This window comes from Alteromonas gracilis (genome assembly GCF_002993325.1).
Taxonomy (GTDB): domain Bacteria; phylum Pseudomonadota; class Gammaproteobacteria; order Enterobacterales; family Alteromonadaceae; genus Alteromonas; species Alteromonas gracilis.
In genome coordinates this window covers 53818-71464 of the sequence record NZ_PVNO01000010.1, presented here as the reverse complement: position 1 = coordinate 71464, position 17647 = coordinate 53818, and the positions used below count along the sequence as shown (strand labels likewise).

General features: G+C 44.4%; 14 protein-coding genes. 3 read left to right on the top strand and 11 right to left on the bottom strand.

Annotated elements, in window-relative coordinates; translation table 11 throughout:
- Positions 1 to 48: 48 nt before the first annotated feature.
- On the bottom strand, positions 49 to 459 hold the full coding sequence (locus C6Y39_RS04355) for a deoxyguanosinetriphosphate triphosphohydrolase (RefSeq protein ID WP_105930100.1): 411 nt from the start codon (positions 457 to 459) through the stop codon (positions 49 to 51).
- Positions 460 to 785: 326 nt separating this feature from the next.
- Here C6Y39_RS04355 and C6Y39_RS04350 point away from each other — a divergent pair, with 326 nt between their 5' ends.
- Positions 786 to 1184, top strand: coding sequence for a YqaA family protein (locus C6Y39_RS04350; protein WP_105930099.1), 399 nt, complete (start codon positions 786 to 788; stop codon positions 1182 to 1184).
- Positions 1185 to 1222: 38 nt separating this feature from the next.
- Here the strand turns inward: C6Y39_RS04350 and C6Y39_RS04345 are convergent, their stop codons facing one another.
- The 5 genes from C6Y39_RS04345 to C6Y39_RS04325 form a co-directional block, all read right to left on the bottom strand.
- Positions 1223 to 1867, bottom strand: coding sequence for a protein-methionine-sulfoxide reductase heme-binding subunit MsrQ (locus C6Y39_RS04345; RefSeq protein WP_105930098.1), 645 nt, complete (start codon positions 1865 to 1867; stop codon positions 1223 to 1225).
- A gap of 107 nt (positions 1868 to 1974) precedes the next feature.
- Positions 1975 to 2982 (bottom strand): protein-methionine-sulfoxide reductase catalytic subunit MsrP, encoded by a 1008-nt coding sequence (gene msrP, locus C6Y39_RS04340; RefSeq protein ID WP_105930097.1) that lies wholly within the window; start codon positions 2980 to 2982, stop codon positions 1975 to 1977.
- A 199-nt stretch (positions 2983 to 3181) separates the two neighbouring features.
- Complete coding sequence (locus C6Y39_RS04335; protein ID WP_105930096.1) at positions 3182 to 4525, bottom strand: anti-phage deoxyguanosine triphosphatase; 1344 nt, start codon at positions 4523 to 4525, stop codon at positions 3182 to 3184.
- Positions 4526 to 4599: 74 nt separating this feature from the next.
- Positions 4600 to 5199, bottom strand: coding sequence for a 5'-deoxynucleotidase (gene yfbR / locus C6Y39_RS04330; RefSeq protein WP_105930095.1), 600 nt, complete (start codon positions 5197 to 5199; stop codon positions 4600 to 4602).
- Between the two features lies 1 nt (position 5200).
- On the bottom strand, positions 5201 to 6421 hold the full coding sequence (locus tag C6Y39_RS04325; RefSeq protein ID WP_014976750.1) for a pyridoxal phosphate-dependent aminotransferase: 1221 nt from the start codon (positions 6419 to 6421) through the stop codon (positions 5201 to 5203).
- A gap of 271 nt (positions 6422 to 6692) precedes the next feature.
- Between C6Y39_RS04325 and C6Y39_RS04320 the strand changes: the two genes are divergently transcribed.
- Complete coding sequence (locus C6Y39_RS04320; protein WP_105930094.1) at positions 6693 to 7487, top strand: DUF2189 domain-containing protein; 795 nt, start codon at positions 6693 to 6695, stop codon at positions 7485 to 7487.
- A gap of 417 nt (positions 7488 to 7904) precedes the next feature.
- Positions 7905 to 8234, top strand: a complete 330-nt coding sequence (locus tag C6Y39_RS04315) for a DUF3718 domain-containing protein (protein ID WP_183043274.1) — start codon at positions 7905 to 7907, stop codon at positions 8232 to 8234.
- 126 nt (positions 8235 to 8360) lie between these two features.
- On the opposite strand, the gene C6Y39_RS04310 is transcribed toward C6Y39_RS04315, so the two are convergent.
- The 5 genes from C6Y39_RS04310 to C6Y39_RS04290 form a co-directional block, all read right to left on the bottom strand.
- The gene (locus tag C6Y39_RS04310; RefSeq protein ID WP_105930092.1) at positions 8361 to 11540 is read right to left on the bottom strand and encodes an efflux RND transporter permease subunit; all 3180 of its coding nucleotides are present in this window, start codon (positions 11538 to 11540) and stop codon (positions 8361 to 8363) included.
- A complete protein-coding gene (locus tag C6Y39_RS04305) occupies positions 11537 to 14890 on the bottom strand; it encodes an efflux RND transporter permease subunit (protein WP_105930091.1) in 3354 nt (1117 codons plus the stop codon). The genes C6Y39_RS04310 and C6Y39_RS04305 overlap by 4 nt, the downstream gene beginning before the upstream one ends.
- Before the next feature lie 25 nt (positions 14891 to 14915).
- Positions 14916 to 16049 (bottom strand): efflux RND transporter periplasmic adaptor subunit, encoded by a 1134-nt coding sequence (locus C6Y39_RS04300; protein WP_105930090.1) that lies wholly within the window; start codon positions 16047 to 16049, stop codon positions 14916 to 14918.
- 213 nt (positions 16050 to 16262) lie between these two features.
- Complete coding sequence (locus C6Y39_RS04295) at positions 16263 to 16655, bottom strand: OsmC family protein (RefSeq protein WP_105930089.1); 393 nt, start codon at positions 16653 to 16655, stop codon at positions 16263 to 16265.
- Positions 16656 to 16741: 86 nt separating this feature from the next.
- Positions 16742 to 17626: a CvfB family protein gene (locus C6Y39_RS04290; RefSeq protein WP_105930088.1), complete on the bottom strand. Its 885-nt coding sequence runs from the start codon at positions 17624 to 17626 to the stop codon at positions 16742 to 16744.
- Positions 17627 to 17647: the final 21 nt, after the last annotated feature.

Genomic DNA, 17647 nt, shown 5'->3' with positions numbered 1-17647 from the left:
AAACGCTAATTTATTACTTAGCGTAACTAGGCATTAATAAGTCAACTCTTACCACGGGCCTAATGCAACATTCTTTTCGTCGTTAATACTGTCAACACGAACATTGACCAAGCTTACTGAGTAAAGCTTGCAAAGTTTTCTGATCATTTCACTGTCTGTTGGTTGAAGATCCAAGTCGATGTTTTCTACATACAGGGTTTTACACTGTCCACCAGTAATAAGTTTGCTGATCCATTCTGGCATTTTTTCTTTTTCAGGCTTTTGAATACGAATAGCGTGATCTACGGTTTTTGAAAACGACACCGTGTTTGAAAGCAGATAATTCCAACCTTTGTCGTTACTTCCTTTTCCATTACCTTGTTTTTCGCCAGGAAACCCTTCAATAGGTAAAGGAAGTTGAACTACATTTGAAACCGAAGCGCGCAAAGCATTGAATCGTGAAACTGGAGATGTGTCCATTGTAAAACCCTTTTGTATTTGCCCTCAAGCTTATGAAGAAGACTTAAGAAATACCGTTGTTTATAAATACTGTTCGCATATACAGTGTGTATGTGTATACAGTATTAATAAAAGAGCGTTTTGGCAAGTATTTAGTTGTACTTTTTTCACACAAATTGGTGGTTTTTCAGTAACTATATAAAAGATAATGGTTTTTTCGTTGTGCTTACTCTTTAGGAAGTATTCAGACGCGTGTTGAGGTAACATGCGCGCGAATTTTACATAGAAAACTACTGTATAGAATTGGAGGAAAATTGAGCGCGTTAATACATTTAGGCTATGTAGGTATGTTTTTGTCGGCATTCTTAGCTGCCACTATTTTGCCTTTTAGTTCTGAGGTTGTCCTGAGCGCTTTATACAGTAGTGGCTTAAATGGCCTATTGCTGCTTATTATAGCTTCTGTCGGAAATGTACTTGGCTCGGTGGTTAATTATGTGTTGGGTTTTAGGTTCGGAAAAGAAATTGCGACGCAAAAGTTAAAAGTGAGCGATGCGGCGTTTAAACGCGCAAGTGATATTTTTACAAAGTGGGGGAAGTGGAGCTTGTTTTTGTGCTGGGTACCTATTATTGGCGATCCGATTACGCTTGTAGCGGGTGTACTCAGAAGCCCACTATGGTTCTTTATGCTCGCCGTGACCATAAGTAAAACAGCACGCTATGCCGCGCTGCTTTATGTGCTTGTTTAATAAGTTTTGCGGCTTTAATGTTCTCTCGCCACCGCGCTTTAGTCTTTAGACTTCTTTTGGCTTTTTTTTTGGTACGTAACATACCAATGCTTCAATCTTGGGCTCATTAATATCAGTCCAATCATCCAATACCAAACGGGCTCTTGCCAAAACGTTTTCTGCGACCAGCTAAAATGAAGAAGTGCGAGGGGCAGTATCAGGTAAATGCTGTTGTGAAGCTTTTGCCACTTTCTTCCCATGATGCGCTGTATACGCTTAAACGACGTAGCGGTGAGTGCAAAAAGAAGAAATAACGCTACCATGCCAACGATTATGTAGGGCCTACTTACTAGCTCGCTAGCGACTAACGCCATATCAAGCTGTAATTCAAAGAATACATAAGTGAACAGATGTGCAAAGGCATACACAAAGGTGTAAACCCCAATCATGCGCCTGAAATGCATCGGTTCAGGGCTTGGGAGCCATTTTGCAAGTGGGCTTAGGGTAAGTGTTAGCAATAGAAAGTGAATTGCCCAGGTTCCCGTTTCGTTTATAAGCGTGTTGACTGGATCTGGACCAAGCTGGTCGGTAACGCCTGCGAAAAACAGCCATGTGATGTAACCCAGAGCAAATATGTGAATAAAAGCCTTTAGCCCGCGACGCTGCCAGAGGGTAAGTCGAAAGGGCTTTTTTCTAAATGTCATTAATGATGAAACCTACTAGTGTCACGGCAGGCATGTCGTAAAAACAACGCTAATTCAGCATACATGCCCGTGCAAATTGATGAGTTTATTGTCTAGCTACAGCGACGTTAATAATAACGCGCTAAGTCCATATCTTTATAAAGCGGCGCAACTTCGCTGTAGCCGTTGAATATTTGGGTGTCGATACGATTTCTTGCGAGAAGCCCTCCCGTGGTTATCCTGCGTTCACTCGCTTGACTCCATCGTGGATGTGATACGTTTGGATTTACATTGGCGTAAAAACCGTACTCGTTGGCGGCTAGTCTATTCCATGTGGTAGGAGGCTTCTTGTCGGTAAGTCGAATTCTCACAATAGACTTAATGCTCTTGAAGCCATATTTCCAAGGCACAACAAGTCTAACAGGAGCGCCGTTTTGAGGTGGCAACGTTTTCCCGTAAAGACCAACCGACATGAGCGTTAACGGGTGCATGGCTTCATCAATACGCAAACCTTCAACGTAAGGGTAATCAATACCGCCACCGGTAAAGCGGCTTCGCTGGCCAGGCATTTGTTTCGGATCGTATAGGGTTTCAAATGCTACATATTTAGCCGACATCAACGGGTCAGCTTGCTTGAGTAAAGCCCCCAATTCAAATCCAATCCATGGCACTACCATTGACCATGCTTCAACGCAGCGCAAGCGGTAAATGCGCTCTTCTAACGGAAAGCGTTTTGTTAAGGCATCGTGATCAAGCTCAATGGGATTTTTCACCATGCCTTCAATTTTTAACGTCCACGGGTTGGTTTGAAATTCAGTCGCATTCTGGGCAGGTGCGTCTTTAGAGGTACCAAACTCGTAAAAATTATTGTAGCTGGTGACTTTATCTTCAGGCGTACGGGTTTCCGCTATTTGAAATTTAGGTGGTTGGCTAAACTCAAGCGCTTTCCCTTTAAACGCAGCTTTTTCTTCCTCATCTTCCCAAAACCAACCGGCAGCCCCCGCTGACTTTGCTAACAGTGTGGACGCGCCCACAAAGCCCATAGATTTGAGCAATGAACGGCGATTCATATAAACGCTTTCATCAGTCACATGGCTTTCGTTCAACTTCACTGAGGGTTTAAATGGTTTTGGCATTTACATCACCTTACTATTGGAAAATGGCAGACTTACTTTAACGTCGTCTAGACAACTGAATACTGTTCACTACGTAAATGATAAGAGTAAGTTTCAATAAAGTTGTTATTTACTGAGTTCGATATAGCAAAAAGACCGTGAGTTCGGCCTTTTTATTTCAACTAAATTAGCAAAGTTAAAATTTGAAGAGCAAACAATCTTACATATGCAAACTATCTTGAATGCCGCCTTGTTTTGGGGAAAAGATATTGCTGTATAGGCGAGAGGCAAATTCATCCGTCATACCTGATATATAGTCGGCGAGAACGCGCATTCCATTACCGTTCTCACTGGCTTTGCGCCAGCGCTCTTGTGTGTTTTCGGGGAGAAGGCGGTCGGGATCTGACGCAAATGCTTCAAATAGCTCCATAACCACCAGTTGCCCTTTATATTCAAGAAGCTGTACGTCAGGGCGGCGTATTACTTTGTTAAACACGAAACGTTTAAATAGCTCCAAGGCTTCTGCAAATTTTTCCGGCATCACGGCGTTGAACGCAAGTAACGGATGAGCAAAACCCTCCACACCTTTAATTTCAATGGCCGTGATAAAGCTATTTACCAGTGCCCCAATAGCATTCTTTCTTTCGTGATGTGCTGCGCTAAATAGTTTGTTGGTCAGCGTTTCTATATTGTCTGATAACCAAGGCACGTCTAGGGCCTTAAGTGGTATGGTCACATCATCAACAAAATGATGCTTGTTGACCATATCCATAACAATGGCGTCTTCCAAATCGTGAATGCCATAGGCGATATCGTCAGAGAGCTCCATAATTGAGCAGTCGAAAGATTTAAATTGCGTTTTGCTGTGGCCTGAGGATTTAGGCGTAAACTGCATAAACGTTTCTTTATCTTGATTGCTAAATGGCGAAAGCAGCCAGTCGAATAAAGACTCATCGCAGCGAAACAGACCCTTGGGCGGATGCCAGTCGTGAGCCTTAACTTGGCGAAGTGATACAGGGCGTTCAGGCACAGGCCCCTTACTATGAAGAGCATCAATAAAGTTAGGGTATTTTACCAAGCCTAATACGCTTCTTCTGCATAAATTCATGCCGTGCTCGGCGGTATAGGGCTCAAGCTGAGTAATGATCCTAAAGGTTTGTCCGTTTCCTTCAAACCCGCCGTATTGATGCATCATATAATTGAGCGCAATTTCACCGCCATGCCCGAAGGGCGGGTGGCCAATATCGTGAGCTAGACATAGGGTTTCAATAAGTGTGGGGTCGAGAGCCAAAGAGCTAGCGATATCGGGAAATTTCACCCATAGCTGTGCAGTAATTCCAGTGCCAATTTGGGCGGCTTCCAAAGAATGTGTAAGGCGTGTACGATAGAAGTCGCTCAGCCCTACGCCCAACACTTGGGTCTTCGCCTGCAAGCGACGGAATGCAGCGCTGTGAAGCACGCGCGCTTTATCTCGCTGATACGGATTACGATGATCGCCGTCTCGTGTTTCGCTACGGGGTAAACGGCGCTCGTGTAGTGCTAGTTCCCATTCGCTTGTTGCCAAAAAAACCTCGCTGCTATGCTGTTTATTGCTCTTGTAACGACAATATGATGGATTTCACGCCATTGTTTATTTTCTTACAAATCGTCTTGCGTAATTTCGTCAAGACTTAAAGAAAAGCTAGGAACGTAACGCGTCAAAAAGTAATCCACTTCTTCAGATTGATACTCTTTAAGGGTTTTATCTAATCTTTTTTTAGCCAGTTTAAACTCTTGATTACCCGCCGCAAGCTCTTCAAGAGTTTTCAGATAAGCACAAAGCACGTCTGCCGCTTTTACAATAAAGGCTTCTTCTTCACTATGATAATGGTGGTCTATAAGCGCAGCATAATCTTCGCGAAACGCTTCAGGTGCCATCTCTATTAGCTTGTTCTCGGCTATTTTTTCAATCTTTTTGTATTCTTCTTTTATTGCAGGGTTAAAGTATTTCACCGGCGTAGGAAGGTCGCCCGTAAGTACCTCGGAGACGTCGTGAAAAATCGCCATTGTTGCGATTCGGTCTGGATTAAGTGTACCGCCAAAGAACTTATTTTTAATTAAGGCTAGGGCGTGGGCAACCATGGCCACCTGCAAACTGTGCTCTTGAACATTTTCCGTGCGCACATTGTGCATTAGCGGCCAGCGATTGATTAGCTTCAAACGTGCTAAATGCGCAAAGAAGTGGCTTTTATCAGACACGTTATGCCCCTTGCTTATAGGTTCTAAAGAAGTTTCCAATTCGATGAAGTGCTGGCACTAATACATCGCTGTGAGGTAAAAACACTAACCTAAAATACGTGCCTTCGGTTAAGTTAAAAGCGCGGCCATGTACCAATAAAATCTTTTCAGAGCTCAATAAGTCTAACACCATCTGCTCATCGTTTTGAATGTTGAATTTCTTCTCATCTACCTTGGCGAAACAATACATAGCACCTTTGGGTTTTACGCAAGAAATGCCATCAATGCCATTCAGCATATCTGTGGTTACATCGCGTTGAATGCGCAAGCGCCCATTCTCTTTCACTAAGTCGTCAATGCTCTGATAGCCGCCTAGCGCTGTCTGAATTGCGCTCTGGCAGGGGACGTTTGCGCACATTCGCATTGAAGACAGTATGTTAAGCCCTTCTATATAGTCAGACGCCAAACGTTTATTACCGCTCACAACGAGCCAACCTGAGCGAAAACCGGCTACCCTGTAGTTCTTACTTAACCCGCCAAAGGTAACAAAAAATACGTCGTCAGCCAGTGATGCAATACTGGTGTGCTTTGCTTCATCGTAAAGTATTTTGTCGTAAATCTCGTCACTAAATACTACTAAGCCGTGCTCGCGGGCTACTTCAACCACGTCTTGCAGGAGAGCTTTGTCGTACACCGCACCTGTAGGGTTGTTAGGGTTAATCAGTACAATTGCGCGGGTTTTGCTAGTGATTTTGCTTTTTATATCGTCAATGTCTGGGAACCAGCCTGCTTGCTCGTCGCAGCGATAGTGAACAGGTGAGCCTGACGACAGACTTACTGCTGCGGTCCAAAGCGGGTAGTCAGGGCTTGGAATAAGCACTTCATCGCCATGATTAAGCAACGCTTGCATCGCCATCATTATTAGCTCAGATACGCCATTACCGATGTAAACATCGTCTACACGAATATCTTTGATATTGCGCTGCTGATAATACTGCATCACGGCTACACGGGCGGCATAAATTCCTGTCGAGTCTGAATATCCTTGAGACGTGGGCAGGTTATGGATCACGTCTTTTACGATGTCGTCAGGGGCTTCAAACCCAAACGGGGCAGGGTTACCGATATTTAATTTTAATATGCGGTGTCCTTCGTCTTCCATTTTACGTGCTTGCGCAGCAATGGGGCCTCTGATGTCGTAACAAACGTTATCTAATTTATGTGAGCGAGATACAGTTTTCATGGTCTATCTGGTTGATTTACATACCCTGAGATTATCGCAATACACAGCCTTATGCGATGGCATTTTTGCAGTATTTCCCTCTTAATCACGACTTTTTTTGTCAAGTGCTCAATTATTGAACGCCAAACGAGATAGATCTTTCTTTTGTCACTTAAGTATAAAATTTATGTTAATAGGTTGTGAACTTTTCATTCTAGGCCTATCGTAGTAGTAAGGCGTGTAAAAAAACGCGTTAGTAACAAACAAGCTAACAAGCAGAGGTGATTAGAATATGTCGCACCATTTCAAAGAAACACCAGAGAATGCGATCACGCAAAGCGGTATAGCGCGCGTTATTCCATGTAAAGAGTTAGACGTTGGCGATCCCATAAAATGGATGTCACTGGCATTAAGAGACGCTATGCGCGCCCCGGGGCTCACCCTATTTTACGGTGTGTTGTTTGCGGTTATTCCCTGGTTCATTATGTACCTTGTTGAAATGACGGGTTGGCACTTGGTTATTTTACCTGCCATTGTTTGCTTTATGTTAGTTGGTCCTTTTTTAGCGGCAGGCCTTTATGACATTAGTTGGGAAATGGAAAAAGGTCACAAACCAACACTTCGTCATTCTTTACGCGCTATGCGCAGAAACGCGTTTAACGAATGGGGCTTCGCGATACTGCTAATGGTCATGATGATTTTTTGGTTACGCGTTGCTTCGCTTATCCACGCGCTTTATCCACCTTATATAGAAAACGATTTGGAAAGCCTATTGCCTTTCTTAATGTTGGGAACGATGGTGGGTGCAGGTTTTACCCTTGCAATGCTATTTGTAACTGCTTTTACTCAGCCCATTCTAATGGAACGCAAAGTTGATCTTGCCACAGCAGTTTTGACTAGTGTAAATGCCGTGTGGCTTAATAAGGTTCCTATGCTCATCTGGGGCGCAATAATCTTCAGTGCCGTTGCCATCGGTTTCGTTACCGGCTTTATTGGATTTATCGTTTTAATGCCCATTATTGGTTACGCATCGTGGCATGCTTATATTGACGCAATTGAAACCAAACGCGAGCGTAAATATGAGTAGATTTAGATGTTTTATGTAATTTAATTACGTAAAGTGCACCTGTATTTGGTTATAAATTAAGCTTAAACATCAAATGTTTTGTTAAAATTACAGTTTTTAAGCCCCGAAAGGGGCTTTTTTATACTTAAGTCTTATATCACTTTCATCCTATAACCTTCTTCGCTATGCCCATTAGTAATATAGGATTTCCGTTTGTTTCGCGAATTCAATGGCTTACATTGCTAACAGGTGTGTAACAACCTGATTTACCTGACATTTACCGCCGTTACACAATCTTTCAACAGAAAACTTTTTATTCTTGATGCATAAATAAAGGGCGTTGAGCAGGTTGATGATTTATTCAACGCTGCTTATGCACGACAAAGAGTTTGCCACAAACTTGTTTAGTACCTTTATCCACATATTGAGGATTTTAAAATGAAACTATCTAAAGCACTTAACCTTTTAGCCGCGACAGCAACGGTTGCCTTTACTATCAATGCAAATGCTGCCGCACCACAAAAAGATATTCGCTTTGTTGGTGAGACCCAGTTCGCGGGTTTTTGTAAAGCAATCGTCAATGATGACGTAAGAGTACTACGCTCAAGCCTTTCACGTAACGTGGGTCGTATTGGCGCCAGCCAACGCGAAGTATTGCGCATGGTAACATCGGAAGAAGGTTTGACTTGTAATGGAAGTAGTCTGATTGAGTTTTCAGTTGAGCGTGATGCTAACGCGGTACATGAGTACCTAACGTCGCGTAGCTAAGGCATTGACTGCTGTTACGTCAAATCCAGAAAAAGCGGGCTAGTGTTATCGCCTCATCGTTTATCAAGACGAGGATGATAAAAACTAGACCCGCTTTTTGTCTTTTTACTTTTTCAACTTTATTTATTAGTTCGCTATTTTTATGTATGTCGCCACGCGCGCCTTACTGGTTTTGAACAATCGCTGTGTTTTAAACCTAAGCTTTAAAAGCAACACATAAGCAAGAGGCACCAAAAATAAGCTGGTTAGGGTAGAGAATACCAATCCACCAATAATTGCAATTGCCATGGGTGAATAGGGCGGACCATCACCGCCAATACGGGTGCTGCCCATTGCAAGTGGAATAAGCCCTAGAACGGTTGTAGCCACTGTCATCAGGATTGGCCTAATACGGGTCATACATCCTTCAATTACTGCGTCATAAAGCGATAAGCCTTCGTTGACGAGCTGATTAATTCTGTCTACCAATACAATACCATTATTAACCACGATACCCATGAGTATCAGCATGCCAATCATCCCCATGATAGACATAGATGTACCAGTAACCATAAAGGCCCAAAACACACCTGTGAAGGAAAACAGGAGTGACGTAATAACAGAGGTTGGAAGGATAAGCGACTCAAACAGTGCTGCCATCACAACGTATATCATGCAAAGGGCTAACAGCATGTTCATTTGCATAACGGCGTTGGCTTCATCCTGGCGAGAGAAGCTGCCGTCTAGCGTCCACTTATAGCCGGTCGGCAATTCAATATTCGCCAGTGCTTTCTCTATGCGTTCACGAGCTTGTTCGGTGGTGGTTTCACCCTCTAGGTTTGCACCAATAGCTAACGCGGTTTGACGGTAGTTGCGGTTAATTTGCGACAGCTGAGGTACCACAGAGAAATCTGCAATCATATTTAACGTTACCGATTGCCCCTGGGTAAATCCAATATTGATATTCTTAAGTTCGCTCAGCGAGGCTTGAATATCGCTACCGAATTTAAGCTGCACTGCCACTTCGCCCGCATCACCATAACGGAAGGTACGTAAATTACTGCCTCGTAGAGCGGTAGAGATGAGCTTTGCCACATCATTGATCTGAATGCCGAAGCGGTTTGCTTTCTCTCTGTCTATGCGAATTTGAACCTCATCGCGAGTAGACCCAGTGTCGGCCTTTACATCTTCCAGTCCTTCTATAGTGGAAAGAATAGGAATGATCTGCTGAGAAATAGTCAGCAAGGTTTCTGAAGACTCGCCCAACAAAGTTACTCTTACGCCACCGCCATTGCCGCTATCCCATTGGAAAGAGGGGCGAGCACGCACAAATGAAGGCATGGTTTCACGAATATCCTCTTTGATTTGCCCAACGCTTACTGGCAACTCATCGTTTAGCGTAATACCGCTTACCGCATGACCGGCAGTAAAGTAGGTATACACCTGTTTTATGTGAAAACGTTCTTGGTTTTCATAAAGATAAGCTTCCATTTTATCTACGGTTTTTTCTACCTCTTCTAGGGTAAAGTTTTGGGTTACGTGATAATTAAGCCAAATACGCTCTTGGTTGTTATTACCTTCATCGTCTGATGTCACTGCCTGCATAGGCACAAAAGTCGACGCCAGAATAAGTAACGCAATGACGCAAGTTATTCCTTGGTGTTTCAACATCCAGTTAAGTGCTCGGCCATAGCCTTTTATGTAGAAAGGCGTTTTAGGTGTTTTTACTACTGGAATTTTTACTTTTGTTGTTAGTAATGGAATAAGTGTTTTAGCAATAAAAAGCGACGCAAAAAGAGATATGCAGATAGCTACGGCTACGTGCTCTAAGAAAATAGTCACGTCTATTTTTACACCAATAATATTGGGTAAAAACACAATCGCCGTGGTTGCAGTACCAGCAATGACCGCAAGACTCACTTTGTTTACACCAATTTGGGTGGCCCGTTTGATATCACCTTCTTGTTGGCGCTCTTGAAAGACGCTTTCGGTTATTACAACGGCATTATCAACCAGCATGCCTACGGCAAGCATAAGGCCCATCAGTGACAAAATGTTAAGGGTATAGCCCAAAAGATACATTACACCTAAGGTGATACATATTGAGAAGGGAACCGAAAGTACCACAATCAAGGTCGTGGTAAGCTGTCGCAAGAACAAATACAGCACAATAACTGAAAGTAGCGCCCCTAAAAGACCAGCGTTTAGCAAATCGCTTAGCGATGAGGTTACGCTTTTCGCGGTGTCATCCATAACGAATAAACTAATGCCTGTAAACTCAGGGTCTTCCTTGGCTTTTTCGATAACCTTCATTACCGCGTCGGAAACTTCTACAAGATTGCTGCCAGATTCGCGAAATACGTTAAAACCTACCGCGAAGGTGCGATCTAAGTGACGTCCTTCGTTGCGCTGAGGAAGTTCGTAGGTGACGCTCGCGATATCAGATAAGCGCACGCTGCGGGTAACCCACATGTCTTTAAAGTCGTTTACATCGGTGAATTCGCCAGTTGGGTTAACCAGAATTTTTTCACCGTTGTTGTACATGTAGCCCGCGGTTAGCGAGAAGTTAGCGCTTTGAAGCTGCTGCTCTAAACGAGTACCGTCTATTTGATATGCCGCCATTTTCTTGGGATCTAAGCGAATGGTGATTTGGCGCTTCATGGTGCCGTATAGCTCAACTTTAGATACCCCCGGTACTCGCTCTAGCGGGCGCTTGAGGTTGCGCTCTAGCAAGTCATAGGCGTTCGATAGGTCGCGGTCGCTCGATACGCGAAGTTGAAATATAGGCATATCATTGGTGTTAAATTTATACACCATGATCCGCTCTATATCGTCAGGAAGTTCGTGGCGAATAGCGTCAATCTTTTCCCGTGCTTCAATGCTTTTGGCTTTAAGGTTTTCATCCCAGTCGAACTCCACAATGACCTCAGCCATATTGTCGTACGAACGTGCCCTTAAGCGCTTTATCCCCGACATGGTAGCCACAGCTTCTTCAACTGGGCGGGTGATCATGGTTTCAATTTCAACTGGTGTTGCATCAGGGTAGGGGATCTGCACAACCATTTCCGGAATATCGATTCCTGGGAACTTCTCAAGAGGAAGCAAGCGCCCAGATACGATACCGAATAACAACATAGACAAAAATAGCATTCCAATGGTAACGGGCTTATTTAGCGCAAAGCGCGCCAGCGATGCGCCTATACCTGCAATTTTTGAAAGGTGCGGCTGTGAAGCTATATCTGTCTCGCGTTGATTCGGCTCACGTGTTTGGCGCTTTTCAGTATTGGTTTCAGAACTGTTATTAGCGTTGTGAGAAGGCGAACTCATAGTACACCGCCTTTTGACATGGCTTCTTCGTCATCAAAGCGCGCGTTCGTCTTTGCGTTAACAGGCGTTTTTTGCACAACGTTTTTCTTAACGTCAAACAAGCTGTAAAGTACAGGCAGTAGGATTAGGGTAAGCAAGCTTGCAAACAAAAGACCGTAAATTACCGTAATGGCCATTGGCGTACGAATTTCAGCGCCTTCGCCAAAACCAAACGCCATGGGTAATAAGCCTAGCACCGTAGTGAGTGTGGTCATTACGATAGGGCGTAAACGCGTTTTAGCCGCATCTAAAATGGCCGCGTCTTTATCTACCCCTTGACGGCGCAGCTGGTTAATACGGTCAACTAATACAATAGCGTTGTTTACTACAATGCCGCACAGCATTATTAAGCCGATAAATACCACTACATTAATCGGCGTATTGGTAAGCCAAAGGCCATACACCGAACCCGCTCCAGCTAAGGGCACTGCGAATAAAATAAGCAAAGGGTGTAGTAATGACTCAAATTGCGACGCCATAACCAAGTAAACCATAAATATTGCAAGGGCTAATGCGAACTGTAATGAACGGAAGCTGCTTTGCATATCTTCACTTTGTCCGGTGACCGTTGCGCTTAACGACAGAGGAAGCTGGGTCTCACTAATGACCTTGTTGGCAACAGCAACGGCTTCATCAAGCTTACCTTTGGCAAGGTTCGCTGATACCAGTGCTACACGCTGCTGTCCAACGCGGATAATCTCGCTTGGGCCTACGCTCATGTAAACATCGGCGACGGCACTTAATGGAATAGGTTGTGCAGAGCCTGGGTTAACAACAATGGCACGAACGCTTGCGATATCGTCTCGCTGATTTTCTTGCGTTCTTACCAGTACATCCACTTTTCTGTCTTCAACACTATACTGCGTAGCAACACGTCCGCCCACTTTAGCGGCTATAAGCTGAGAAACGGTAGACGCATCAAGTTCAAGTCGAGCCAGTTTTGCGTGATGGAATGATATCTTAAGCTCTGGATTGCCATCTCGAATGCTGGTAGTGACGTCTGCAAAATTATTGTAACTGGCAAGTTTGGTCGCAATCGCGTCTCCATATTGCTGAAGCTGGTTTAGATCGTAACCTGCAATTTCAATTTGAATAGGTGATGCAAAGCTAAATAGCTCTGGCTCTGAAAACGTTGCCTGAACCTGAGGTTCGAAAGCTAAGTGATCGCGAAGCGCACGTTTCACGTCGTCCATATCAGTCGCTGTTGCTGTTGGCTGCATAACAATGTTCAAGCGACCCCAATGATCGCCACCTTGGTTTGGCGCAGCGCTGATAAGACTACCTGTACCAGACATGGCATAGGTACGTAATACTTTTGTGTCGCCGCTACTAGAATCATTTACTGCAACAGCAGCAAGCTCGCTAATTACGGCGTCGGTACTAGCTACTGGCGAGCCCGCAGGAAGGGTGACTTCTACCGAAAATTCACCTTGTGACAGAGTTGGAATAAGTTCCATGCCAAGTCTTGGTACAAGGGCTATCGCGCCAGCGGCAAGAGCAAAGGCAGTGGCTAGCACCAGTGTTTTTGCTCGAAGGCTTGCGCGCAGCAGCGTTTCATAGGCCGAAGCGAGAAGGTCGAACGCTTTATTAAATGCCCATACAAGTGGTTTAAACGCAACGCTCAGTAATTTACTGACGATATGCCATGCACCGATAAACAAGGTAACCAAAGCCGCAGGTAGAAATACAAAGATAAGCCTGAATACCCAACGAATCGGCAGAGTAATAAAGTACATGATTTTGCCGAACGTTGAAGAAGGTGCCGTGGGCGCAGGAGAGGCAAAGACATCTTCGTGATCAAGCTGTTGCTTTTTCTTCTTGTGTGCCATAGCAGGGATAAGTGTAAGTGCGACGACAAGTGACGCTGCGAGGGCGAACGATACGGTCAAAGCTTGATCTTTAAACAATTGCCCTGCAATGCCTTCTACAAATATCAGCGGCACAAACACGGCCATAGTTGTCAGTGTTGAAGCTACAATCGCGCCAGAGACTTCTTTTGTTCCTTCGCTGGCGGCAGAGTTCTCGGCCAACGTTTCGCTTTCTTCCCCTTTTAATTTTTTGTGGCGGTCGATGTTCTCAAGCACGACAATGCTATTGTCCACCAGTAGACCGACGGCAAGTGCAATACCACCTAAGCTCATCATATTTAGGCTTATGTCGTTGGCATACATCAAATTAAAAGTAGCAATGACCGACACTGGAATAGACACCGAGATGATGACGGTAGCCCAGAAATCTTTTAGGAAGAGGTAAAGCACCAGCATGGCTAAAATGCCCCCCATGACTGCTGCTGACTTCACATTGTCTATGGCTTGCTTGATAAACACGCTTTGGTCGTAAATTTCGCTTAGCGTGTAATTTTCAGGCAGGTTATTGTTTATTTCGCTTAATCGGTTAGCCACTTTTTGCGCGACATTTACCGCGTTAGCGTCACCTTCTTTATAAATGGCAACTTCAATGCCTTCGCTTCCGTTGAAGCGGGTTACCACGTCACGGTCTTTATAAGCACTTTCTACCGTAGCAATATCTTTAAGCTGAATGTTTCTGCCTTCGAAGCGACCAATAAAAAGGTTCTCAATATCATTTAACGATTCAAACTGGTTTAGTGTTCTTACTAAAAACGCCTGCGCTGCGTTATCAATTCTGCCGCCAGCTGCATTAATATTCTCAGCGCTAACCCGGTCAATGATGCGGGTGATAGGAATAGACAGCTGACTGGCTTTTTGCTGGTCGATAAGAATGTGAATTTCGTTCTCTAAACCACCGCCTACACGTACTGCAGCCACACCCTCTACGGATTCCAAAGCGCGCTTTACCTGTTGTTCGGCATATAAACGCAGTCGCTTCATTTGCGCTACGCTCAAACTTGATGTGTCGGTTTGTGCCGTAAGACCTAACTTAATCACCGGGTCTAGACTGGGGTTGAAACGAAGAAGTCGTGGCTTCTCTATATCCAAGGGAAGTTGCAACACATCGAGCTTTTCGCGCACTTCTAAGCTTGCGAAATCCATGTCTGTGCCCCAGGCGAAAGATAAAACCACGTCAGACTGACCTGCGCGCGACGTGGAGGTGACTTTACGTACTCCTTTCACAACGCCGATGGCTTCTTCAATGGGTTTTGAAACCAGTTGTTCTACTTCGCCTGGCGCTGCGCCGTCGTAGTCGGTGCGGATAGTGAGGGTGGGGTAAGACAAATCAGGCAGCAAGTTTACCGATAGCCGGCCCAAAGACACCATACCAAATAATAATACCGCAAACGTAAACATGCTAACGGCTACAGGGCGCTTTACAGCGAGATCTACAATACGCATTGTGTGAATTCCTTGTAAGGCCGAATTAGCTGTTAACTACTTCAACGGGGGCGCTGTCTTTCAAGTTTTGGTGGCCTGCAGTAACGACTTCTTCGTTTCCGCTTAATCCATTGATAACCTCAATGACATCGTTATTTTCAAACCCAGTAGAGATATCAACTTTTTTCACCTTGCCATTATCGACTACGAATACGCTGTGGCTGTTATCAATGGTGACCAGCGCTCTGCGAGGTAGCAACGTAGCGTTAGCATGAGTAGCGTATTCAAGTGATACATCGGTAAACATGCCAGCTTTAAGCTGGTTGTCTTCGTTCGGTACTTTTAAGGTAACTTTGAACGTGCCGGTGGTTGCATCGATAACTGGGCTTATACGTTCCACGTTGGCCGTGATAGTTCTATCGCCTAACGCGGCAACAGTAAGTACTGCACCTTGACCAACCACTACGTTAGGAAGTTCGTTTTCTGGCAAGTAAACAACGCCTTGAAGATTACGCTGTTGAACAATATGAAACATTCTTTCGCGTTGAAAAGACTCGGTTAAGTTACCGACTTTGGCGTTTCTCTCTGCAATATACCCGTCAATAGGCGCCGTGATCGTTGCCTCTTTTAAGTCAAGCTCAGCCAATCGTACAGACGCTTTCGCCGATTCAAATTGCGAGGTAAGTTTGTCGTAGGTATCGTCGCTTATGAGCTTTTTGGAATAAACTTTATTGACCTTATCAAGTTCACTTTCTATGCCGGCTAAATCAGCCAGTGCTTTAGATAAGTTCAGCTCGTAGCGACGCTTATCAAGTTGCGCTAGCACTTGGCCCTTTTGCACATAGTCACCTTCTTCAACGAAGATTTCTTCAATGATCCCCGAGGCGCGAGCAACAACAAACGCTTCTTCTCGTGCTTCCAGGATGGCGGTAGTGTCATAGGTGGATGTTATGTCGCCAGTAATGATGGTTTGAGTTTCAACAGGAATAGCAAAGGCCGTTTCCTCTGCTGATTCTGCCTGGGCGTTGGCGTCGATAGCATCGGCATTGGAACATGCAGTCATCGAAAGAGAGAGAGCAACAATACCGCTTCCAAGAAGAAGCTTTAGCGGTGTTGGTGAAAATGAAAGTAAGGAATGTAATGGTGAAAAAGAGATGTTGCTTTGCGTTGATGTTTCCATGGTCAATAACCCTAACGTGTGTGTCGTTATATAGTAATGACCGGATACAGCAGCTAATATGCCAAAGATGTTAAATAATGTTAATTTCTAATTAATTCAATAGCTTATATATGTAACAAGTGGTTTCAATAAGAAAGCCAACATTTGCAGTTGGCCTTTTGCACTAATGCTTAGCGAAAAATGCTAATAACCGGTTATTTCCACTATAGTCTATTAAACCAAAGTATAGCTGGTGGTGATATCAACGTTGCCCGTAAGCATAAGCATAACGGAACAGTATTTTTCTGCAGAAAGCTGCACGGCGCGAGCAAGGGCCTTTTCGCTAATACCTTCACCTGACACTGTGTAATGTGCATGAATCTTAGTAAAAACCCGCGGCGGCTCTTCGGCTCGCTCTGCTTCTAATTCACAATTACACGCTTCGATATTAAAACGGCCTTTTTTCAGAATATCGACCACATCAACACTCGAGCAGGCACCAACGGCTATGAGTACCGACTCCATTGGAGACACTGCGTTGCCGCTACCATCCATTACAGTTTTATAACCGCTGTCTGTAGTGCCAGTAAAAGTAAGATCTTTGTCCCAAGAAACTCGTGCTTTCATTGTTTGTCCTAATATCATAAAGCTATCGAAAGAGGCTGCAAGCCACTGTTGTCACTAACGCATACGACAGCAGCGACATGTTGTTCTTATTTATTCAGACGAATGGCGTCTGGGCTTAGTGTTATTTTCTTTTGCTTGTACAATGCGCCCAACGCTTTTTTATAAGCAGCTTTACTCACATTAAAATGAGAATAAATAGCCTCCGGCGCACTTTTATCTGTTAACGTAGAAATACCACCATGGGCTTCCAAGTCATCTAAAATTGCCTGTTGAAGAGCGTCACGGCCGCCTTTGTCAACGCGCTGAAGGGCAACATCAACCTTGCCGTCCTCGCGGATAGTTTTGATAACACCCTCTGTCGCTTGACCGATTTTAAGCGGTTTAAAAGCATCGCTGTGGAAAATGAGCCCTAAATTTTTCTCGTTGATGACCACTTTAAAGCCTAAATCGGTTTTAGCGTAAACTAAGCAATCTACCGTATCGCCTTCGTTAAGATAGGCGCTGCTTTCTTTGAGAAAATAGTGAAGCTTTGTTGCACCTAAAATACGCTGTGTCTTGTCGTCAAAAAAAGCGTGAACGACGTAATACATTCCTGGGTTAACAGGTTGAGCTTGGTAGTCGTTAGGCATCAACAGATCGTTGTCCAAACCCCAATCGAAAAATGCACCAAAATTCGTCGCTGAGACGGCTTTGAGTACTTTGGTCTCGCCAACTTGGATTAGTGGCTTCTTCACAGTGGCATAAAGGTCGCCGCGCTGATCTGTGGCAACAAAGACTTCAACTTCTTGACCGTCAGCCAGTGGCGTTTCCACGTCGTCAATGGCAAGTGTGACAGTTTGCATTTCATCAGCGTCTTCAATTTCTATGATACCGTCGTTCGCATCATCATTTTCGACAAGTGGCGCAAGTGCGTAGCCAAAGGGGTATTGGGCTACCACGCGTAATGTATTAATTTTTCCAATATTTATCATCAGCACTGACTTTTTAAAAAG

Coding starts and splice junctions, on each gene's coding strand:
- C6Y39_RS04305 (WP_105930091.1), bottom strand. CDS start 14,890: ATGCGTATTGTAGATCTCGCTGTAAAGCGCCCTGTAGCCGTTAGCATG.
- msrP (WP_105930097.1), bottom strand. CDS start 2,982: ATGCCAAAACCATTTAAACCCTCAGTGAAGTTGAACGAAAGCCATGTG.
- C6Y39_RS04325 (WP_014976750.1), bottom strand. CDS start 6,421: ATGAAAACTGTATCTCGCTCACATAAATTAGATAACGTTTGTTACGAC.
- C6Y39_RS04300 (WP_105930090.1), bottom strand. CDS start 16,049: ATGGAAACATCAACGCAAAGCAACATCTCTTTTTCACCATTACATTCC.
- C6Y39_RS04295 (WP_105930089.1), bottom strand. CDS start 16,655: ATGAAAGCACGAGTTTCTTGGGACAAAGATCTTACTTTTACTGGCACT.
- C6Y39_RS04310 (WP_105930092.1), bottom strand. CDS start 11,540: ATGAGTTCGCCTTCTCACAACGCTAATAACAGTTCTGAAACCAATACT.
- C6Y39_RS04290 (WP_105930088.1), bottom strand. CDS start 17,626: ATGATAAATATTGGAAAAATTAATACATTACGCGTGGTAGCCCAATAC.
- C6Y39_RS04345 (WP_105930098.1), bottom strand. CDS start 1,867: ATGACATTTAGAAAAAAGCCCTTTCGACTTACCCTCTGGCAGCGTCGC.
- C6Y39_RS04320 (WP_105930094.1), top strand. CDS start 6,693: ATGTCGCACCATTTCAAAGAAACACCAGAGAATGCGATCACGCAAAGC.
- C6Y39_RS04355 (WP_105930100.1), bottom strand. CDS start 459: ATGGACACATCTCCAGTTTCACGATTCAATGCTTTGCGCGCTTCGGTT.
- C6Y39_RS04315 (WP_183043274.1), top strand. CDS start 7,905: ATGAAACTATCTAAAGCACTTAACCTTTTAGCCGCGACAGCAACGGTT.
- C6Y39_RS04350 (WP_105930099.1), top strand. CDS start 786: ATGTTTTTGTCGGCATTCTTAGCTGCCACTATTTTGCCTTTTAGTTCT.